The organism is Bradyrhizobium sp. Tv2a-2, assembly GCF_000472425.1.
Taxonomy (GTDB): Bacteria; Pseudomonadota; Alphaproteobacteria; order Rhizobiales; family Xanthobacteraceae; genus Bradyrhizobium.
On sequence record NZ_AXAI01000009.1, the window covers coordinates 104,068 to 123,507 of the forward strand.

The window sequence follows — 19,440 nt, forward strand, 5'->3', positions numbered from 1 at the left end:
TCGCTATCGCGGCGACGGAGGTTTACGGCTTGGCCGGATGGATGAACGTCCAGGGCGTCACTTCCGAATCGCGGGGCACCTCGATGGCGATCAGGGAAGGCCCGCCATGCGCGAGCGCTTTCTCCAGCGCCGGGCGGAAATGATCGGGCGAGGTGACGCGCGCGCCTTGGACGCCGAAGGATTCCGCAAGCTTGACGAAATCCGGATTGACGAGGTCCGAGGCCACCACGCGGCCGTCAAAGCGCTGGCGCTGGTCGCGCCGCACATTGCCATAGGCGTTGTTGTTGAACACCAGGGTTACCACGCCGATATTGAACTGCACGGCGGTCGCAAGCTCCTGCACGGCGAACATGAAGCCGCCATCGCCGGTGATCGCAACCACCGGCTTGTCGGGATTGGCGATCTTGGCGCCGAGCGCGGTCGGGAAGCCCGAGCCGAGCGTGCCCTGATAACCCGAGGTGATGAACGTGCGCGGCTCGTAGATCGGGAAGCCGTACCAGGAAGCGAAGCCGACCTGCGACAGCTCATCGGTGACGATGGCATTGTGCGGCAGCACCTCGCGCAGGATGTTCAGATAGGCCATCTGCGGCTGAACCTGCTGGATTTCCTTCTGCGCCGCTGCGGTCGCATCAGTGATCTCGGTGCGCCGGCCGCTGGCCTTGCGGTAGCCTGCCTTCCGAACCGCCGCGAGCAATTCGGCCGTAGCCGCCTTGGCATCCGAGATCACGGCGACATCGGACGTGAAGCGGCGCATCTCGACCGGATCGATGTCGATGCGCACCGACTTCAGCCCGTCTGGCCGGTACGGCCAGCGCGACATGGTCGGCAGCTCCAGCCGCGTGCCGATGCCGATCATCAGGTCGGTCTTCGGCCAAAGCCTGTAGGCGGCGGCCATGGTCAGTCCCAGCTCATGCGCATTGGAGACGATGCCGCGGCCGCTGCGGAACGCGACAACAGGCGCGTCGATCAGCTCGGCCAATTCGAGGATCTCCTCGCGCGCGTCGATCGCGCCGCTGCCGACGAAGATCATCGGCCGCTTGCTGGCGGCGATCAGCGCAGCCGCATCCTTGATGCGATCAGGATCGGGCAGCGGAGCAGGGAAGGGATCGAACACCTCCGCCGGGCCGGCCGCTGCGCGCTGGGTGAAGACATCCCAGGGCATTTCCAGCGCGGCGGGGCCGCGGCGTCCCGACAGCATCTCCTGGAAGGCGCGCGCGACCATGGTGGGTGCGACATCAGGATATTCGATGCGCTCGGCCCATTTCACGAAGGTGCGCAGGGTCGCAAGCTGGTCCGGCATTTCATGCAGATGGCCGCGGCCCTTGCCCAGGAACTGCGTCGGCACCTGGCCGGTCAGGCACAGCACCGGCTCGTTGGAGCCGAAGGCGGTCAGCATGGCCGCGCCAGCATTGAGCACGCCCGGACCCGGCACCACGCTGAAGACACCGGGCCTGCCGCTCGATCGCGCGTAGCCATAAGCCATGTAGCCGCAGGCCTGCTCGTGCCGCGCGCCGATCACCTTGAGCTGCGCCTGGTGGAAGGCGTCGAACAGCCCGTACACCTGCGCGCCGGGCAGGCCAAACACTGTGTCAACGCCGTGGGCCACAAGGCCGCTCACGATCGCTTCGCCACCGGTCATTGTCGTCATTGGGAGATTCCAGTCGATCTTTGCAGGTTTGCTTCTAGAGCATGATCCGGAAAAGTGTGCAGCGGTTTTCCGAAAAGATCATGCTCAATCAAAGACCTAAAGCGCGATGACGATTCAACCAAATCTCATCGCGCTTTAGGCGGCTTCGTCGATCACGCCGTTGTGCAACAGGCCGATGCCTTCGGCTTCGACCTCGACGACATCGCCGGGCTTCAAGTAGCGCGGCGGATCGAAGCGCGCGCCGGCGCCGGTCGGCGTGCCCGTGACGATGATGTCGCCTGGGACCAGCGTGGTGAAGGTCGAGATGTAGCTGATCAGATAGCGGAACGGAAAGATCAGCCGGCTGGTGCGGTCGTCCTGCCGCAACTCGCCATTGACGCGGGTGGTCAGGCGAATATCGGCGATTTGCGCTTCGTTGCTGTAGGGTACGATCCACGGACCGAGGCTGCCGCTCGCGTCGAAATTTTTGCCCTGCGTGACGTTGAACTTTGCGTGGCGCAGCCAGTCGCGAACGCTGCCTTCGTTGCAGAGCGTGAGAGCGCCGATGTGATCGAGCGCGGCGCTCTCCTTGATGTGCCGGCCCGGCTTGCCGATCACCAGTACGACCTCGCCTTCGTAATCGAGTTGCGGCGAGGCGTGCGGGCGCACCAGCGGCGCGTCGTGACCGACGAAGGAGCGCGGCGTGCGCATGAACATGGAGGGATATTTCGGCGCGTCCTGACCGTCCTTGTATTCGGCGTTGCGGTCGGGATAGTTGACGCCGATGCAGATGATCTTTTCCGGTGCGGGGATCGGCGGCAGCCAGGTGATGGCGTCGAGCGCGTGATCGGGCGAACGCCGCGCGGCGTCGTCTGCAAGTTTGGAGAGGGCATCAGCGGCGATCACTTCGCGAAGCGTCGGATAGTCTTTCCCGAAACGCGTCGAGAGATCAACGATGCCGTCGTCAACGACGGCGCCGTAGCGCGTCGCGCCGTCGATTGCATAGGTCACGAGGCGAGGGGAGATCATCGGCATCAATCCGCAATCGTCACATCAGCGACAAACGCCGGCTCGCGCACCTTCTGCCCCGTAAACGGCGAGCCCTGCTCGAACCAGGAGCGCGGGGCGGGTGCGCCCCACAAGGTCTGACGGCGCGGGTCCTTCAGCGACCAGCGCAGCGGCTCGTGGTCGTGGTCCATCGTAAAGTAGTCGCAGGTGTAGAGTTCGAGCCGATGGCCGTCGGGATCGCGGACATAGAGGAAGAAGGCATTGGAGATGCCGTGACGGCCCGGGCCGCGCTCGATGTTCTTCAGGTAGCCGCTGGAGGCCATGACATCGCAGAGATGGATGACATTCATCGCGGTGGGCACCCAATAGGCGAAATGATGCAGCCGCGGTCCCTTGCCGTTGGTCAGCGCGAAATCATGCACATTACCCTTGCGATGCATCCAGGCCGCGGCCATGCGGCCGTTTGCGCCGTCCTCCTCGGCATATTCGGTGAGGCGAAAGCCGAGCCGGGCGTAGAAGTTCACGGTGTCCTGCAGCTCGGCCGCGAACACGTTGAAATGATCCAGCCGCTGCGGATGGCAGCCCTTGTAGAGATCGAAACGGCGGAGCAGATGTGGCCGCTTCTCCATGGTCGCATAGAGCTCGATCTGGTAGCCGAAGGGATCAGTGAGCTGCAGCGTGCGGCCCTGGAACGGCTGATCCGCGAAGGCACAGGCGATGCCGTTCTCCTTAAAGAAGCTAGCGGCCTTGTCGAGGTCCTTCTCATTGCCGACCTTGAAGCCGAGCTGGTTGCAGGCGGGAGCGGCGGCCTTCCGCAACACCAGCGAGTGGTGCTGGTGCTCCTCCGCCGCGCGCAGGTAAACGGCGTTGTCGTCGGCGTCCTCGACATGCAGCCCGACCGTGGTCTCGTAGAATTCGCGGCTGAGCTTCAGGTCAGTCACGTCGAGCACCGCGTGGCTTGCACGGATGATGTTGAAGGGCGGATCGAAGACGTGTTGCGGCACGGGCATGGTGTTTCCCCTCTCTTCCGTCATTCCGGGATGGTGCATTAGCACCAGACCCGGAATCTCGAGGTTACGGGTTCGCGCTCTGGCGCGCCCCGGAACTACAGTGTTTGTTAAATTCCCAGTCTCTGAATTTTGTGCGTGCCCCGCGCGAGCGAGACATGCTTGGTTTCCATGTAGAAATCGAACGAGTAGTCGCCGCCGTCGCGGCCGATGCCGCTCGCTTTCATGCCGCCGAACGGCGTCGGCAAATGGCGGACGTTCTCGGAGTTGAGCCAGATCATGCCGGCCTCGAGCGCGTCGGCCACCCGTAGCGCCCGACCCATGTCGTTGGTCCAGACATAGCCGGTGAGGCCGTATTTCACATCATTGGCAATCGCGATTGCGTCCTTCTCGTCGCCGAACGGGATCACGGTCAGGAATGGTCCGAACACCTCCTCCTGCGCCACGCGCATCTTGGCGTTCGCGGCGGTCACCAGCGTCGGCTGCACATAATGGCCGCCGCCGGGACCGTCATGGGTCTTGCCGCCGACCGCGATCACGGCGCCGTCCTGCCGCGCCACGTCGAAATAGGAGCAGACCTTTGCCAGATGCCGCTCATGGATGAGTGGCCCGATCTCGGTGGCGGGATCGAGCGGATGGCCGACCTTGAGCGCCTTCACCCGCGCGGTGAGCTTTTCGATGAAGGGCTCGGCAATGCTCTGCTGGATCAGCAGCCGCGAGGAGGAGGTGCAGCGCTCGCCATTGAGCGAGTAGATCATGAATACGACCGCATCTAGCGCGCGGTCGAGGTTGGCGTCGTCGAACACGATCACCGGGTTCTTGCCGCCGAGCTCGAAATGCACCCGCTTCAAGGTCGGCGCGCCCTGCGCCATGATGGCCGAGCCCGTTGCGCTCTCGCCGACAAAGCCGATCGCCTTGATGGCGGGATGCTCGGTCAGCGCCTTGCCCGCCTCCTCGCCGAAGCCGTGTACGGTGTTGAGCACGCCGTCGGGAACGCCGGCTTCCTTGACGATTTGCGCCAAGAGATCGGCCGTCACCGGCGACCATTCGGCCGGCTTGTGCACGACGGTGCAGCCCGCCGCGAGCGCCGGCGCAATCTTCCAGGTCGAGAGCATGAACGGCGTGTTCCAGGGCGTTATCACGCCGACAGGGCCGATCGGCACCCGCGTCGAAATGTTCCAGTGCTCCTCGCTCGGCGTATTGAGACCGTCGCGGGCGTCAGTACATTTGTCGGCAAAGAAGCGGAAGTTTTCGGCGGCCCGGATCGCAGCCTTGGCCATGAAGCGATGGGCCTGCCCGGTGTCGATGCATTCGAGCACCGCGATGTCGTCGGCTCGGGCCTCGATCGCATCCGCCACGCGATGCAGCAGCTTGCGCCGCATGGTCGCGGCCATGTCGCGCCAGGCTGGGAACGCTTCAGCGGCAATGGTCGCGGCGCGATCGATATCCTCCGCATTGCCGCGCGCGACCTTGGCGAGAACCGAGCCGTCGACCGGCGATCGGGTCTCGAAAGTCGCCCCGGAGATCGACGGTACAGTCTGGCCGTCGATCATGTGCCCGATGCCGTCGTCTTTCAGTTTCGCGAGCAGGGGAGCGGCGCGGTCGAGATTGGCCTTGAACAGATCGGCTTTGGGCGTTGCCTTATCCATGGACGGCCTCCGCTTTCAGAGCTTCGTGAATGTTGTTGCGCTTCCAGCTCGTCTCCTTGTCGTTGATCTGCATATCGAACGACAATGCGAGCTTGCTTGCAGAGAACACCGGATCGAGATGCTGGGACAACGCGCGGAAAATATGCTCGCCGGCGGTCTTGCGGGTTGCGAGGTCGCGGCCCTCGCCGAGCCGCAGCACCATGTCGAGAAAGCCATAGTCGCCCCGGCTATCGGCGATGGCATAATGCTCGCATCGGATCGCGCGGACGCGGATGCCGCCGAGCGGGAAGATGCCGGTCTCGACGGCGGCATTGCGCACGACCTCGACGACTTTGCCCATGTCGAGGCGCCCATCGAGATTGGCGGAATATTCGATCGTGAAATGCGGCATGGCGAGATCACTCCACTCCACGTTTGAGGCTTTAAGCGAAGTAGCAGCTTACGGTTCCGTATGGACCATAATCGGCCTGGATCGTGTCGCCCTTGCGGGTCTCGATCGGGCGGATGAAGGATCCCGCGAGCACGACCTGGCCCGGCTCCAGCGCCAGTCCCAGAGGTGCGATCTTGTTGGCAAGCCAGGCGACCGCGGTCGCGGGATGATTGAGCACGCCGGCGGCGAGGCCTGTTTCTTCCAACTGGCCGTTGCGGTAGCAGAGTGCGCCGATCCAGCGCAGATCGGCATCGAGCGGTCGTAGGGGCCGGCCGCCGAGCACGATGCCGGCGTTCGCTGCATTGTCGGCGATGGTGTCGAAGATCTTTCGTGTCGCGTTCGTTTCGGGATCGACGCGCTGGATCCGCGTATCCAGAATTTCCAGCGCCGGCACCACGAACTCGGTGGCGTTGAGCACGTCGAACAGCGTGCAATTGGGCCCTTCAAGCCGCTTGCCCATGATGAAGGCGAGCTCCGCTTCGACGCGGGTGGCGATGAAGCGTTCGGTCGGCACCAGCCCGCCATCGGCAAAGAACATGTCGTCGAGCAGTACACCGGAATCCGGCTCGTCGATGTTGAGCGCGCTCTGCATCGCTTTCGAAGTCAGGCCGATCTTGTGGCCCTTCACGACCCGGCCCTCGGCGCATTTGATCTCGATCCACGCCGTCTGGATTGCATAGGCGTCCGCAATCGTGATGGCAGGAAATTCCTGCGACAATTGCCGGATCTGCGTGTGCGACTTCTCCGCCTGGTGCAGGCGCTCGGCCGCGCTCTTTATGTCGTTGCTCGATAGGGCCATGGACAGGGCGATGCTTGCTCGGCAAAAAGGGATGCGGACAAGTATTTAACATGTTAAGTTTGTCCGCGCAAACCCGATTGCGGCATGTTGCAACGCAAACTTTTGGAATGATCGGAACGCCGATGCCGAAGAAATTGTCCAGTCGATCGGGCGGGAAAGATGGAGGACAGTCGGTGCATCATCTGCCGATGCGCGAATTCTCGCGCTCGCTGCCGATGGCGCTGCTCCGCGCGCGCGAAGCCGTGATGCGGCAGTTCCGGCCCTCGCTGCGCCAGCATGGTCTGACCGAGCAGCAATGGCGCATTTTGCGCGCGCTCGCAGCTGTCGAGGAAAGCGAGGTCACCGAGCTCGCGCGTACCGCCTTTCTGCTCGGCCCCAGTCTCTCGCGCATCCTGCGCGATCTCGAGGCGCGCCGGCTGATCGAGCGGAGAACGGCGGAGAGCGATCAGCGCCGAGGCATGGTGTCGATCTCGGAGAAAGGATTGAAATTGATGGAAATGGTCGCGCCCTCGTCGGAAGTCATCTACGCCGCGATCACCAGGCGCTACGGCGCCCGCAAACTTCTCGAATTACAGGACATGCTTGGCGCACTGGAGGCGAGCCTCGCAGGCCTCGGCGTCGATGATGTCGAGCCGTCAGACGAGTAGATGCAAATTTGCATGATGATCTGCGGTGGGGCGCATAGCTGTAATTTTTGCACAGGCTTTGAGCATCGAAATGGCCTGCCTATGGCCTTCTGCGCAGTTAGAGCATGATCCAGAGCAGTTAGAGCATGATCCGGAAAAGAGTGCAGCGGTTTTTCCGATAAGATAGTACCCAATCAGAAAACTAAAGGGCCATGAGGATCATCGCCCTTTAGTCGAAATCGCAGCGATATCAATTTACTCCGCACGCGAGAGTCCTTAAACAGCTGTTCGGTTTTCGAAGATCGTGCGTGATCGCCAAGACCAAGAAGGGCCGACAAGGAAGCCCGGCCCCAGGGAGGAATGAATGAGACTGACAAGACGCGATTTCGCGGCCGGCCTCGCTGCCGGGATTGCTGCCCCCGCCATCATCGGAAGTGCGCGAGCGGAAGGCGCCGCCACGATCAAACTCGGCATGTGCGCGCCGGTGACGGGACCAGCGGCGGAATCCGGCCGGTATGCCATTCAGGGCGCCAAGCTCGCGCTCGAGGCCGTCAACAAGGCCGGCGGTATTCTGGGCAAGCAGGCCGAGCTCGTGATCGAGGACGATCAGACCACCAATCCCGGCATCGTGCTGGCCTTCTCCAAGCTCGCCGCGCAATCCGACATCGTCGCGTTCCTCGGCTCGATCCGTTCCACGCAGGTGCACGCGATGGCGCCCGACGTGCTCAAGCTCGGCAAGCCCGTGATGATCGGCGGCACCGATCCCAATCTGACACACATGGGCAATCAGTGGCTATTCCGCTTCCGCCCGAACGACAGCTATTCGGGTCGCGTCATCGCCGAATATGGCGTGAACACGCTCGGCAAGAAGAAGTGGGCGGTGCTGCACTCGACCGACGCCTTCGGCACCGCCGGCGGCAAGGCGCTGACCGAGGCGCTCACCAAGCTCGGCAGCGCGCCCGTGCTCGATCAGGGCTATGCCAACCAGAGCCAGGACTTCACGCCGGTCGTGCTCGCGATCAAGCAGTCCGGTGCCGACATTCTCGGCTCCTACTTCACGTTCGAGAACGACCTCGGCATATTCGCCCGCCAGCTGCGCCAGCTCGGCGTCAACATTCCCTGGGTCGGCTCGCCCTCGATCGTCAACATCACCGCGCTGAAGCTTGCGGGCCCGGCGCTCTACAACACGTTCGGCGTCGCCGATTATGCGGAGGATTCGTCCGATGCATCCAAGACGTTCGGCAAGGCCTATCGCGACCTGGTCAAGGTCGCGCCCGATAACCAGAGCTCCTGGACCTTTGACGCAGTGACCGTGCTGTCGGCTGCGATCAACAAGGCCGGCTCTACCGATCCGGTAAAAATCCGGGAGGCGATTCTGGCTACCAAGAAGTTCCCAGGCGCCGAGGGCGAGTATAATTTCGACCAGAACGGTGACGGCCTGCACGGCTACAACATCGTGAAGAACGACAAGGGCACAATCGCCTTCGACAAACATATCGAGTTCACCGACTAAGTCCCGCTTTGCGGCCTCTCCTGTTATCCCGGGGGAGGCCGCAACTGCGCCGGCGACAGTAACGGATGATCTAACTCGGACTCCTCATGGATCTTGTCCTGCAACTCCTGTTCACCGGGATCGGCATCGGTGCCGTCTACGCCCTGGTGGCACTCGGTTTCGTCCTCATCTTCCGCGCCACCAATGTGGTGAACTTCGCGCAAGGCGAGTTCTCGATGGTGGCAGCGTACCTGATGGTGGTGTTCGCGGTCGATCTCGGCTGGCCCTATTGGCTGTCGTTCCTGATCGCGCTCGCCGGCATGGCGCTCTTGGGTGTCGTCTTCAATCTCGGCGTCTATTATCCGCTGCGTCACCGCAGTTTTCTGCCAGTGATCATCGCGACCATCGGTGCCTCGATCCTGCTCGCCAATTCCGTGCTCGCGATCTACGGCCCGCAGCCGCAGGTGCTGCAGGGATGGTTCGAGACTCCTGGCATCCAGCTCGGCCCGGTCTATCTTGACAGCCAGTATCTCCTGATCATCGCGGTGACGATCGCGCTCGTCATCTTCAACTACTGGTTCTTCGAGCATACGCTGCTCGGCAAGAAGCTGCAGGCGACTTCGCAGGATAAGGAGATGGCGTCGCTGCTCGGCATCTCCGTCTCCACCATGATCATGATCACCTTCATCTATTCCGCGGTGCTTGGCGGGCTCGCCGGCATCCTGGTGGCGCCGGTGCTGTTCGTCTCGATCCAGATGGGCTCGACGATTGCGCTGAAGGCGTTTGCCGCGACCATCATCGGCGGTTTCGGCGACGTGGCGGGCGCCATCATCGGCGGGCTCGCGCTCGGCGTCATAGAGACCTTTGGCGCCGCCTATATCTCCGTTCCCTACAAGGACGGTTTTGCGTTTCTGGTGCTGGTGGCGTTCCTGATCTTCCGGCCGCAAGGCATCTTTGGCGAACGCGTGGCGGAAAAAGCATGAGCGTGGGAAGCGAGAACATGACCGCTCAAGCGCCTGCCATCCGCAGCAAGCCGCTTATCCTGCGGCATCTGCCGTATTTCATGGCTGCTGCCGTGCTGGTCGCGCTCGCCGCCGGCATGCGGTTCGACGGCTACATCCTCAACATCCTGATGCAGGCGACGACCTTCTCGATCGCCGTATTCGGGCTCTCGGTCGTGCTCGGCCTGTGCGGACAGATCAATCTGGCGCAGGCCGCGTTCTTCGGCTTCGGCGCCTATGCCATGGCGATCGGCACGGCCGATCTGCATATGAGCTACTGGCTGTGCCTGGTCGCAGGTTGCCTCGTGGCGCTCGTCGCCGGTGCTTTCCTCGGCATGTCGACCTTGCGGCTCGGCGGGCACTACCTTGCCATGGTGACGATCTCGTTCCAGCAGATCGTGACGCTGGTGATGATCAACGCCATCTGGCTCACGCACGGGCCCGATGGCGTCTCCAATATCGGCCGTCCGCAGCTGTTTTCCAATTCGCAAAGCTATCTCGCGTTTTGCGTCGCGGTGCTCGCGATAGTCGGCTATCTGGTCTGGCACTTGCCTGACACCAAGCTCGGCCGCGCCATGCGCGCGGTGCGTGACAATGAGCTTGCGGCTGGCGTCAACGGCATCGACGTGTTCCGCACCAAGATCGCGGCCTTTGGCATTTGCGCTGTGCTCGGCGGTCTGGCGGGCGGGCTGTTCGCGGGCGGCTTTGCCTATATCAGCCCCGACCAGTTCGCCTTCTCCGATTCCATCGTGTTCCTGACCATGGCGCTGCTCGGCGGCGTGGCCTCGCCAATCGGCTCGGCGATCGGCACGGGGCTGTTGATCCTGATCCCGGAATGGCTGCGTTTTCTGAAGAGCGTGCCCGGCCTTTATCTCGCGATTTACGGCCTGTTCGTGATCCTGATCATCCGCTTCATGCCCGACGGCATCTGGGGCTTTGTCGCCGGCGCCTTCGAGCGCTGGCGGGCGAAGACGCAGGCGCCGCCTGCGAAGCGGGCCCTGGTGCTGAAGCCCGCCACCACCGGCGGCGACATCGTGCTCGAAGTGCGCGGGCTCTCCAAACATTTCGGCGGCCTGAAAGCGGTCGATGGTGTCGATATCGCGGTGAGGCGCGGCGGCGTGCATGCGCTGATCGGGCCGAACGGCTCCGGCAAGACCACGACGCTGAACGTGCTATCCGGCCTCTACAAGGCGACGTCCGGCGTCATCCTGCTCGACGGTACCGACATCACCAACATGCCGCCGCACCGGCGCACCGCGGCCGGCCTGGGGCGTACCTTCCAGAACATCCGCCTGTTCCGCTCCATGACTGCGCTCGAGAATGTCGAGATCGGCGCCGAGCGGCCCGGCAACAAGATGATCGGGCAGGGCGGCGCGGCATCGCTCACCGAGCGCGCCATGGAGGCCTTGACCTTCGTCGGGCTCGGCCATCGCGCCAACGAGGTGATCACGAGCTTCTCCTATGGTCACCAGCGTCTGATCGAGATCGCCCGCGCACTCGCCGGCAATCCGACACTGCTCCTGCTCGACGAGCCCGCCGCCGGGTTGAACTCGACCGAGAAGCTCGAGCTGCATGAGCTCTTGAAGCGCATCGCAGCGCAGGGGCTGACCATCCTGATCATCGATCACGACATGACGCTGGTCTCGGAAGCCGCCCAACACATCACCGTGCTCAATTTCGGCCGCCGCATCGCGGACGGCGAGTCAGTGGCCGTGCTGCGTCATCCCGACGTCGTCTCGGCCTATCTCGGAAGCGAATAATGGCTCTGCTCGAAATCCGCGATCTCGTGGTCCGCTACGGTGAAATCGAAGCGCTGCGCGGCATCTCGCTTCAAGTCGAGCAGGGCAAGGTGGTGACGCTGCTGGGCGCCAACGGCGCGGGCAAATCGACCACGCTGCGCGCGATCTCGGGGCTGGAGAAGCCGGCCTCAGGCGACATCCTGTTCGACGGCAAATCGATTGCAGGGCAGGGGCCGGAGGCGATCGTGCGGCTCGGCATCGCTCATGTGCCGGAAGGGCGGCGGGTGTTTCCCGGCCTGACGGTGAAAGAGAATATCATGTTGGGGGCCTCCAATCGCCGGGTCTCGAGCCGGGAGATCTCGCGCGAGGCGGACGCGATGTTCGACCTGTTTCCGGACATTCGCACCTTTGCCAACACGCTGGGCTGGACGCTATCCGGCGGGCAGCTGCAGATGGTTGCGGTCGCGCGCGGGCTGATGGCAAAGCCACGCCTGTTGCTGCTCGACGAGCCGTCGCTGGGACTTGCGCCCGTCATCGTGCAGGCGGTGTTCCGCATCATTTCCCAGATCCGCCAGACCACCACCGTCTTGCTTGTCGAGCAGAATGCGCGCATGGGACTGTCGGTCGCCGATTTCGGCTATGTGCTGGAAACCGGCCGCATCGTGCTCGGCGGCAAGCCTGATGAATTGTGGGGCAACGAAGCCATCCGCGCCGCCTATCTCGGCGGCCATGCCAAAGCCACTGCCTGAGAGGACGAAAGACTGATGGTCACAATCAAGGTGGACAATCTCATCGATTTCGTCGCTGATGTCTTCGGTCACGCCGAGTCCTCGGCCGAAGAGGCCCGCCGCATCGCGACCTACCTGACGACAGCCAACCTCACCGGCCATGACAGCCATGGCGTGATCCGCGTTCCCGTGTATATCCGCTGGAAGAAGACCGGCAATGTCGTGCCGAACCAGACCGCGGAGGTCGTGGTCGATACGCCCTCGCTTGCGGTGGTGGATGGCAAGTTCGGCTATGGCCAGACGGTAACGCCGGTGGCGGTGAAGCTCGGCATCGAGAAATGCAAGAAAGCGGGGCTCGCTGCTGTGGCGCTCCGCAACGCCGGCCATATCGGCCGTGTCGGCGACTGGGCCGAGATGGCGGCAGCAGAAGGTCTGGTCTCGGTGCATTTTGTCAATGCTGCCGGCTCGCTGCTGGTCGCGCCGTTCGGCGGCGTCGAGAAGCGTCTGTCGACAGCGCCATACTGCGTCGGCATCCCGCGCGAGGGGCAGGACCCGATCGTGCTCGACTTCGCGACCTCGATTGTCGCGGAAGGCAAGTGCCTGGTCGCGAGCCGTGGCGGCAAGAAACTGCCCAAGGGCGCGCTGATCGACGCCGACGGTACCTTGAGCGAAGATCCGCATGTACTCTATGGCCCCTACACACCGGACGGACCGCGCGACCACACCAAGGGAACCGGTGCGATCCGCGCTTTCGGCGAGCACAAGGGCTCAGGCCTTGCCTTCATCTGCGAACTGCTCGGCGGGGCGCTCACCGGGACCGGCGCGACCGCGCCCAACCGGCAATTCGCCAATGGCATGCTCGCCTTCTACATCGACCCCAAGGTGGTCGATCCCGCCAATTTCTTCGACGGTGAAATCGCCCGCTACAGCAATTTCATCCGGGAGACCAAACCGGTCGCCGGCGTCGATCAGGTTCTGATCCCCGGCGATCCCGAACGCATGACGCGCGCAGAGCGCACCAAAAACGGCATCCCCTTGCCTGACGATACCTGGGCGGCGATAGTGAACACCGCGCGCGAGGTGGGCGTAAGCGAAGTCAGCATCCAGCGGGCCACGGCTTAATAAGGGCATCGTCATTGCGAGCGCAGCGAAGCAATCCAGGACCGCCCGCGAGACTCTGGATTGCTTCGTCGGTTCGCTCCTCGCAATGACGGCGGATACGGGCAGAAAAGGAAGGAACGCAAAGTGGCAAATAACAAGGTCAAGCAAATCTGGGCGTCCGGCAAAGCGGTGGTGAATGCGTGGCTGGCGATTCCCTCCGGCTTCTCTGCCGAGATGGTCGCGCAATGCGGCTTCGACAGCGTCACCGTCGACATGCAACATGGCGTGCAGGACTACCTGTCCATGGTGCAGTGCTTCCAGGCGATGGACAAGCATCCGGTCACGCCGATGGTGCGCGTGCCCTGGAACGAGCCCGGCGTCATCGGCAAGGTGCTCGACGGCGGCGCCTATGGGGTGATCTGCCCGATGGTCAACACCCCGCAGGAGGCGAAGAACCTCGTTTCCTACGCTAAATATCCGCCGCAGGGCGTCCGCTCCAACGGCCCGATCCGCGCCGGCATGTACGGCACTGCGGGCTCCTACCAGAAGACCGCCAATGACGAGATCGTGCTGCTGCCGATGATGGAGACCAAGACCGCGGTCGAGAACATGGAAGCCATCCTCGACGTGCAGGGCATCGACGGCGTCTATATCGGCCCGTCCGATCTCGGCTTCTCCTACGGCCTCGAGCCGAAGCTCGACCGGAGCGAGCCCGAGATTCTCAAGATCTACGAAAAGATCATCAAGGAGTGCGACAAGCGCAAGCTCAACCCGGGCATCCATTGCTCGGGCGCCGAAGGCGCAGTGCGCGCGATCAACATGGGCTTCAAGCTGGTCACGCTGTCGAACGAAGTCGGGCTGATGGCCACCTACGCCAAGATGCAAGTGAATCAGACTCGCAAGGATTCAGCCGGCAAGGCCTGATCCACGCGAGCGACGCTCTAACCCTCATGCTGAGGAGGCCCGAAGGGCCGTCTCGAAGCACGAGGTCCCCGCGGCATCCGCGGTCATCCTTCGAGACGCCGCGCAAGCGCGGCTCCTCAGGATGAGGTACGAGGATGCTGCGGCATCTTTACAGGGAGACACCACCATGACCCCGGCACCCGTCATCCGCCTGCATCCTGACGACAGCGTCCTGATCGCACGCGCGAGCCTGCCGCCGGGGATGGTTGTCGCCGATGGCGTCACTACGGCGGAACGGATTCCTGCCGGCCACAAGGTCGCGATCAAGCCGATCGCGTCGGGTGAGCCGATCCGCCGCTACGGCCAGATCATCGGCTTCGCGCTCGTCCCGATCGCACCCGGCCAGCATGTCCACACCCAGAATTGCGGCATGGGCGATTTCGCCAAGGACTATGCCTATGGTGTCGACGTCAAGCCCACGCCGAATTTCGATTTGCCCGCGACCTTCGACGGCATCCGCCGCCCCGACGGGCGCGTCGCCACCCGCAACTATATCGGCATCCTCACCTCGGTGAATTGCAGCGCCCATGTCGCGGGCCTCGTCGCCGACGTCTTCAAGAAGAATCCCTTCACCGGCGAAAATCCTCTCGCCGACTTTCCCAATGTCGACGGCGTGGTCGCGCTCACCCACAAGACCGGCTGCGGCATGACCCAGGACGAGCCGCTGGCGCTGCTCCGTCGCACGCTCGGCGGTTATGCGCGTCACGTCAATTTCTCCGCGGTCGTCGTGCTGGGCCTGGGTTGCGAGGTGAACCAGATCGGCGGCTTGATGCAGGAGCAGAAGCTCGCCGGCCGCCTCCGTGCCATGGACATCCAGGAAGTCGGCGGCACCCGCAAGACCGTCGAAGCCGGCGTCGCGTTCGTGAGGGAGGCGCTGATCGATGCGAACAAGGTCAAGCGCGAGGCGGTGCCGGCGAGTGAATTGACGGTGGCGTTGCAATGCGGCGGCTCCGACGGCTATTCCGGCGTCTCGGCGAATCCGGCACTGGGTGCGGCGAGCGATCTCATCGTGCGCCATGGCGGCACCGTGATCCTCTCGGAGACACCGGAGACCTACGGCGCCGAGCATCTGCTGACCCGTCGCGCCGTGAGCCGCGAGGTCGGCGAGAAGCTGGTGTCGCTGATGCGCTGGTGGGAGGAATATACCGAGCGCGAGGGCGCGGAGATGAACGCCAATCCGAGCCCCGGCAACAAGGCCGGCGGTCTCACCACGATTCTCGAAAAGTCGCTCGGCGCCATGGCCAAGGCCGGCAGCACCAATCTCGTCGACGTGCTGCACTACGCGGAAGCCGTCACCAAGAAGGGTTTCGTGTTCATGGATACGCCCGGCTACGACCCGGTTGCAGCGACGGGGCAGGTGGCCGGCGGCGCCAATCTCGTCTGTTTCACCACCGGACGCGGCAGCGTGTTCGGCTGCAAGCCCGCGCCATCGATCAAGCTCGCGACCAACACCCCCATGTACAAGCGCATGGAAGACGACATGGACGTCAACTGCGGCACCATCCTCGACGGCGAGGAGACCGTGCAAGCCTGCGGCCAGCGCATCTTCGACCTGATCCTGCAGACGGCGTCCGGCAAGCCGACCAAGAGCGAGAGTTTTGATTTCGGCGGTGCCGAGTTCGCCCCATGGGTGCTCGGCGCGACGATGTAAGCACCGGCTCCGAGCGGTATGCCGAATCACTGCACCGGCCTATACTTCGGCAGTATTCCGTGAATCGCCGCATCGGATGACCAGCGCTTCCCGGGAGCAATCCCCGGGGGGCCTCGACATGAACCGGAAATTACGCCGCGCCAACGAAGCGGCCGCGAGGCGAAGCGGCGCGCCGTCGGACCCGCGCGTTGCGGGCCTGTTTTCATCCGGCCTCGTCCATCACCAGGCCGGCCGGCTTGCGCAGGCCGAGACGCTCTATCGCGAGACGCTGGCGCTCAAGCCCGATCACGCTGATGCGCTGCATCTGCTCGGCGTGATTGCGTCCCAGGTCGGGCAGCATGACGTCGCCATCGATCTGATCGAGCGGGCGATCGCGCACGATCCGAAAAGTCCGGTCTATCATTCCAACCTCGGCCTCGCGCTCGCCGGCCGGCAACGCTTCGCGGAGGCGATCAAGAGCTACGACCGCTCCTTGTCGCTGCGTCCTGGCGACGCCGAGGTGCTCTACAGCCGCGGCAATGCCCTGGTTGCGCTCGGGCGACCGCGCGATGCGCTGGAGAGTTACGAGCGCGCGCTGCTTGCAAGGCCAGACCACACCGAAGCGCTGTGCAATCGCGGCGCGGCACTGGCCGCGCTCGGCCGCAACGAGGAGGCGCTGGCAAGCTACGATCGCGTGCTCAAGGTCGCGCCAGATCATGCCGAGGCCCTGTCCAACCGCGGCAACGCGCTCAAGTGCCTGGCGCGCTTCGACGACGCGCTGGCGAGCTACGACCGCGCCTTGACGGCCCGGCCGGAGGACGCGCAGGCGCTGTTCAACCGCGGCGTGACACTGCACGACTTGAAGCGCTTTGCGGAAGCGCTTGCAAGCTACGATCGCGCGCTCGGCGTCGCACCCGATCACGCCGAGGCGCTGTCGAACCGCGGTGACGTGCTGCGCCAGCTCGGTCGCCGGGAGGACGCGCTCGCAAGCTACGACCGCGCACTCGTCGCGCGACCTGATTACCCCGAGGCGCTGTCCAACCGCGGCAATGTGCTGAAAATCCTCGGTCGTTTCGACGATGCGCTCGCAAGCTATGACGCCGCGCTCCGCCTCAGTCCGGATTATGCCGCGGCGCTGTCCAATCGTGCCGTGACGCTGCAGGCCCTCGATCGCCTCGACGAGGCGCTGGCAGATTGCGACCGCGCGCTTGCGTTGCATTCTGATTCGGTCGAGGCGTTGACCAACCGCGGCAGCCTCCTGCAAGAGCTCAACCGCTTCGACGATGCGCTCACGGCTTACGATGGCGCCGTTGCGATCGCGCCTGCATCTATCGATGCGCAGATGAACCGGGCCTTCCTGCTGCTGCTCACCGGCGATTTCGCGCGAGGATGGCCGGCCTATGAATGGCGCCGCAAGCTCCCGAGCTGGGTCGAGCGCGGCTTTGCGCAAGCCGAGTGGTCGGGGCAGGACATCGCAGGCAAACGGCTACTGCTGCATGCCGAGCAGGGGTTCGGCGACACCATCCAGTTCGCCCGCTACGCGCAGCTTGTAGCCGCGCGCGGCGCCAACGTCATTCTCGAGGTGCAGCCGCCGCTCAAGCCGTTGCTTGCCGGGCTATTCGGCGTCGAGGTGGTCGCGGCCGGCCGCGAAGAGCTTCCACCGTTTGATTTGCACTGTCCGTTGCTCAGCCTGCCGCATGTATTCGCGACAACTGTCGCAACGATCCCGGGCGGCATTCCCTACATCGCCGCGCCGGCAGACCGGTTCGCCGCATGGGCGCCACGCCTGCCGAAAGACGGTTTGCGTATCGGTCTCGCCTGGTCGGGCCACCGCGACAACGCCCGCGACCACGAGCGCTCCATCCCGTTCGCACGCCTGGCACCGCTGCTCGCTATTCCCGGTACTAGTTTCGTCAGCCTGCAGAAGGATGTCCGCGCCACCGATGCGGACGACGTCCGCAACTGCGGCAACATGCTCGACCTGGGCTGCGAGCTGAACGATTTCGCCGACACGGCGGCCGTCATTGCCGGGCTCGATCTCGTCATCACCGTCGACACCGCGGCCGGCCATCTCGCGGGCGCCATGGGCAAACCGGTCTGGCTGCTGCTGCCGCGCGTCCCCGACTTCCGCTGGCTGCGCGATCGCACCACAAGCCCGTGGTATCCAAGCGCACGCCTGTTCCGCAAAGGCCGGGCGGATACGTGGGATGAAGTCATCGCGGGTGTCGCCGCGGAGCTTGAGGCGGCGGAGCTCAGATAGCGCGCGGTCCGGGAGCGTCGTCGGACTCTCCACCGGGCGTGCGTGAAGAGAACTCGCCGATCTTTCGCGCCATCCAGATCGCGCCGATCGCCACCACGATGCCGGCGAGGACATCAACCAGATAGTGTCCTCCGCCCAGGGGTGTCGCCACCAGCATCATGGCGTTCCAGGCGACGGCCAACGGTCTTACCCAGCGCAGCGGCCAGAAAGCCCATCCATAGAGGATCGCCGATACCGCGTGGAAACTGGGAAAAGTAAGGACGCCGGCCAGATGCGTCACGCTCAATTCGCGCAGCGAGCCGTCGCGCACAAGCGGCGCATCACGCAGGGTCGCGTAATAGCCGCCCGGCTCGATCTGCGGGAAATCGGACGGGTGCAGGCCGAGCTCACCATAGACGCCGATGGCCGGCACGAGCGTCGAAATGATGGTCGTCACCAGGACGGCGAGCAGGTATGCGCAAAGCATCTCCCCACTTCGTCGGTAATATCCGACGAGGGGCAGAAGTAAGGTTGCTGTGAGGAGCTGCGGGCCGATGGAGTTGTATGAGCTGGCGAGCGGAGGGATCAGCTCGCGGTGACGATTGGTCAGATCGAGCAGGCTCCGGAAGTCGAACCCCAACGCACGGTCCCAGGCTAGCAGTCTGGCGTCTTGCAGTGGCAGGTCGATGGAGGTCGCGATGTAGGTCAGGGTCACGGTGATCGGCACCGCCAGCACCAGTTGAGCCAACGCGATGAGGCCAAAGAACAGCTTGGGATGGGTTTGTGCCGCTGATTGCGCGCCGCGTTGTCCGAACCACCAGTACACGCCGGCAACCGCGAAGACTGCGACATATCCCGCAGGTTGAATATAGAATTGGGATGTGACAAGCGACGCGACGATCACTCCGATGATGCCGGCCAGCACACGCCAATTGAAGCGAAACAGACTCCATGCCGCTGCGACTTCGGGATCGGCAAAAGTCAATGGTGGTCGAACCGGCCGTAGTGCCGGCGATGGTGTCCCGTGCATCGTGTTGTTCTCTTCTTGTTGATGCAGATGCGGGAAAACGCATGCCTGCGTGGGCGAGCGATTTCCCGCCCCGGCCGGTGCCGTCGTCCCAAAATGTTTGGATATTTCCGCAGAGCACGACGCGTCGTTGAGCGATGACCTGCAGGCAGGTCGTCGTCACTTAGCTCGAGATGCGCAATCGTATTCGGCAAAAATCGGTGCTAGCCGCCCTGCTGATTCGCTTGACCAGGCGCCGCCCGATGAGGGCAAAGCTCATTCCATGCGCAATATTCCATTCCAAATTACTATCTAAGGTAGAAATACGATCATAACATCTAAGGTTGTGTAAATATACGATCTGTTTTTCAGGTGGCGGTTGGACTCGGTGCCGG

At 63.6% G+C, this 19,440-nt stretch carries 16 protein-coding genes; 9 read left to right on the top strand and 7 right to left on the bottom strand.

Annotated features, from left to right (window positions below):
• Window positions 1–22: 22 nt before the first annotated feature.
• The 6 genes from A3AI_RS0120290 to hpaH all read right to left on the bottom strand — a co-directional run bounded on the left by A3AI_RS0120290 (window position 23) and on the right by hpaH (window position 6,520).
• Window positions 23–1,648, bottom strand: a complete 1,626-nt coding sequence (locus A3AI_RS0120290; RefSeq protein ID WP_024517328.1) for a thiamine pyrophosphate-dependent enzyme — start codon at window positions 1,646–1,648, stop codon at window positions 23–25.
• Window positions 1,649–1,783: 135 nt separating this feature from the next.
• On the bottom strand, window positions 1,784–2,656 hold the full coding sequence (locus A3AI_RS0120295) for a fumarylacetoacetate hydrolase family protein (protein ID WP_024517329.1): 873 nt from the start codon (window positions 2,654–2,656) through the stop codon (window positions 1,784–1,786).
• Between the two features lie 5 nt (window positions 2,657–2,661).
• Window positions 2,662–3,645, bottom strand: a complete 984-nt coding sequence (gene hpaD / locus A3AI_RS0120300; protein WP_024517330.1) for a 3,4-dihydroxyphenylacetate 2,3-dioxygenase — start codon at window positions 3,643–3,645, stop codon at window positions 2,662–2,664.
• A 107-nt stretch (window positions 3,646–3,752) separates the two neighbouring features.
• Window positions 3,753–5,291, bottom strand: coding sequence for a 5-carboxymethyl-2-hydroxymuconate semialdehyde dehydrogenase (gene hpaE / locus A3AI_RS0120305; protein WP_024517331.1), 1,539 nt, complete (start codon window positions 5,289–5,291; stop codon window positions 3,753–3,755).
• Window positions 5,284–5,682: a 5-carboxymethyl-2-hydroxymuconate Delta-isomerase gene (locus tag A3AI_RS0120310; RefSeq protein WP_024517332.1), complete on the bottom strand. Its 399-nt coding sequence runs from the start codon at window positions 5,680–5,682 to the stop codon at window positions 5,284–5,286. The genes hpaE and A3AI_RS0120310 overlap by 8 nt, the downstream gene beginning before the upstream one ends.
• A gap of 31 nt (window positions 5,683–5,713) precedes the next feature.
• On the bottom strand, window positions 5,714–6,520 hold the full coding sequence (gene hpaH / locus A3AI_RS0120315) for a 2-oxo-hept-4-ene-1,7-dioate hydratase (protein ID WP_024517333.1): 807 nt from the start codon (window positions 6,518–6,520) through the stop codon (window positions 5,714–5,716).
• Window positions 6,521–6,642: 122 nt separating this feature from the next.
• Between hpaH and hpaR the strand changes: the two genes are divergently transcribed.
• The 9 genes from hpaR to A3AI_RS0120360 all read left to right on the top strand — a co-directional run bounded on the left by hpaR (window position 6,643) and on the right by A3AI_RS0120360 (window position 18,060).
• Entirely contained in the window at window positions 6,643–7,167 is a 525-nt protein-coding gene (gene hpaR, locus A3AI_RS0120320; RefSeq protein WP_024517334.1) for a homoprotocatechuate degradation operon regulator HpaR, read from the top strand.
• 343 nt (window positions 7,168–7,510) lie between these two features.
• The gene (locus A3AI_RS0120325) at window positions 7,511–8,659 is read left to right on the top strand and encodes an ABC transporter substrate-binding protein (protein WP_024517335.1); all 1,149 of its coding nucleotides are present in this window, start codon (window positions 7,511–7,513) and stop codon (window positions 8,657–8,659) included.
• Between the two features lie 86 nt (window positions 8,660–8,745).
• Entirely contained in the window at window positions 8,746–9,621 is an 876-nt protein-coding gene (locus A3AI_RS0120330) for a branched-chain amino acid ABC transporter permease (RefSeq protein ID WP_024517336.1), read from the top strand.
• Window positions 9,618–11,399: a branched-chain amino acid ABC transporter ATP-binding protein/permease gene (locus A3AI_RS0120335; RefSeq protein ID WP_024517337.1), complete on the top strand. Its 1,782-nt coding sequence runs from the start codon at window positions 9,618–9,620 to the stop codon at window positions 11,397–11,399. The genes A3AI_RS0120330 and A3AI_RS0120335 overlap by 4 nt, the downstream gene beginning before the upstream one ends.
• A complete protein-coding gene (locus A3AI_RS0120340) occupies window positions 11,399–12,127 on the top strand; it encodes an ABC transporter ATP-binding protein (protein WP_024517338.1) in 729 nt (242 codons plus the stop codon). Before A3AI_RS0120335 ends, A3AI_RS0120340 begins: the two co-directional genes overlap by 1 nt.
• 15 nt (window positions 12,128–12,142) lie before the next feature.
• Complete coding sequence (locus A3AI_RS0120345; RefSeq protein WP_024517339.1) at window positions 12,143–13,228, top strand: malate/lactate/ureidoglycolate dehydrogenase; 1,086 nt, start codon at window positions 12,143–12,145, stop codon at window positions 13,226–13,228.
• A gap of 123 nt (window positions 13,229–13,351) precedes the next feature.
• Complete coding sequence (locus A3AI_RS0120350; RefSeq protein ID WP_024517340.1) at window positions 13,352–14,131, top strand: HpcH/HpaI aldolase family protein; 780 nt, start codon at window positions 13,352–13,354, stop codon at window positions 14,129–14,131.
• Window positions 14,132–14,297: 166 nt separating this feature from the next.
• Window positions 14,298–15,821 carry a UxaA family hydrolase gene (locus A3AI_RS0120355; protein WP_024517341.1) on the top strand — a complete coding sequence of 508 codons (1,524 nt, stop codon included), beginning with the start codon at window positions 14,298–14,300 and terminating at the stop codon, window positions 15,819–15,821.
• A gap of 118 nt (window positions 15,822–15,939) precedes the next feature.
• On the top strand, window positions 15,940–18,060 hold the full coding sequence (locus A3AI_RS0120360) for a tetratricopeptide repeat protein (RefSeq protein WP_024517342.1): 2,121 nt from the start codon (window positions 15,940–15,942) through the stop codon (window positions 18,058–18,060).
• On the opposite strand, the gene A3AI_RS0120365 is transcribed toward A3AI_RS0120360, so the two are convergent.
• On the bottom strand, window positions 18,053–18,964 hold the full coding sequence (locus A3AI_RS0120365) for a phosphatase PAP2 family protein (protein WP_198030155.1): 912 nt from the start codon (window positions 18,962–18,964) through the stop codon (window positions 18,053–18,055). The genes A3AI_RS0120360 and A3AI_RS0120365 overlap by 8 nt on opposite strands.
• Between the last annotated feature and the right edge of the window lie 476 nt (window positions 18,965–19,440).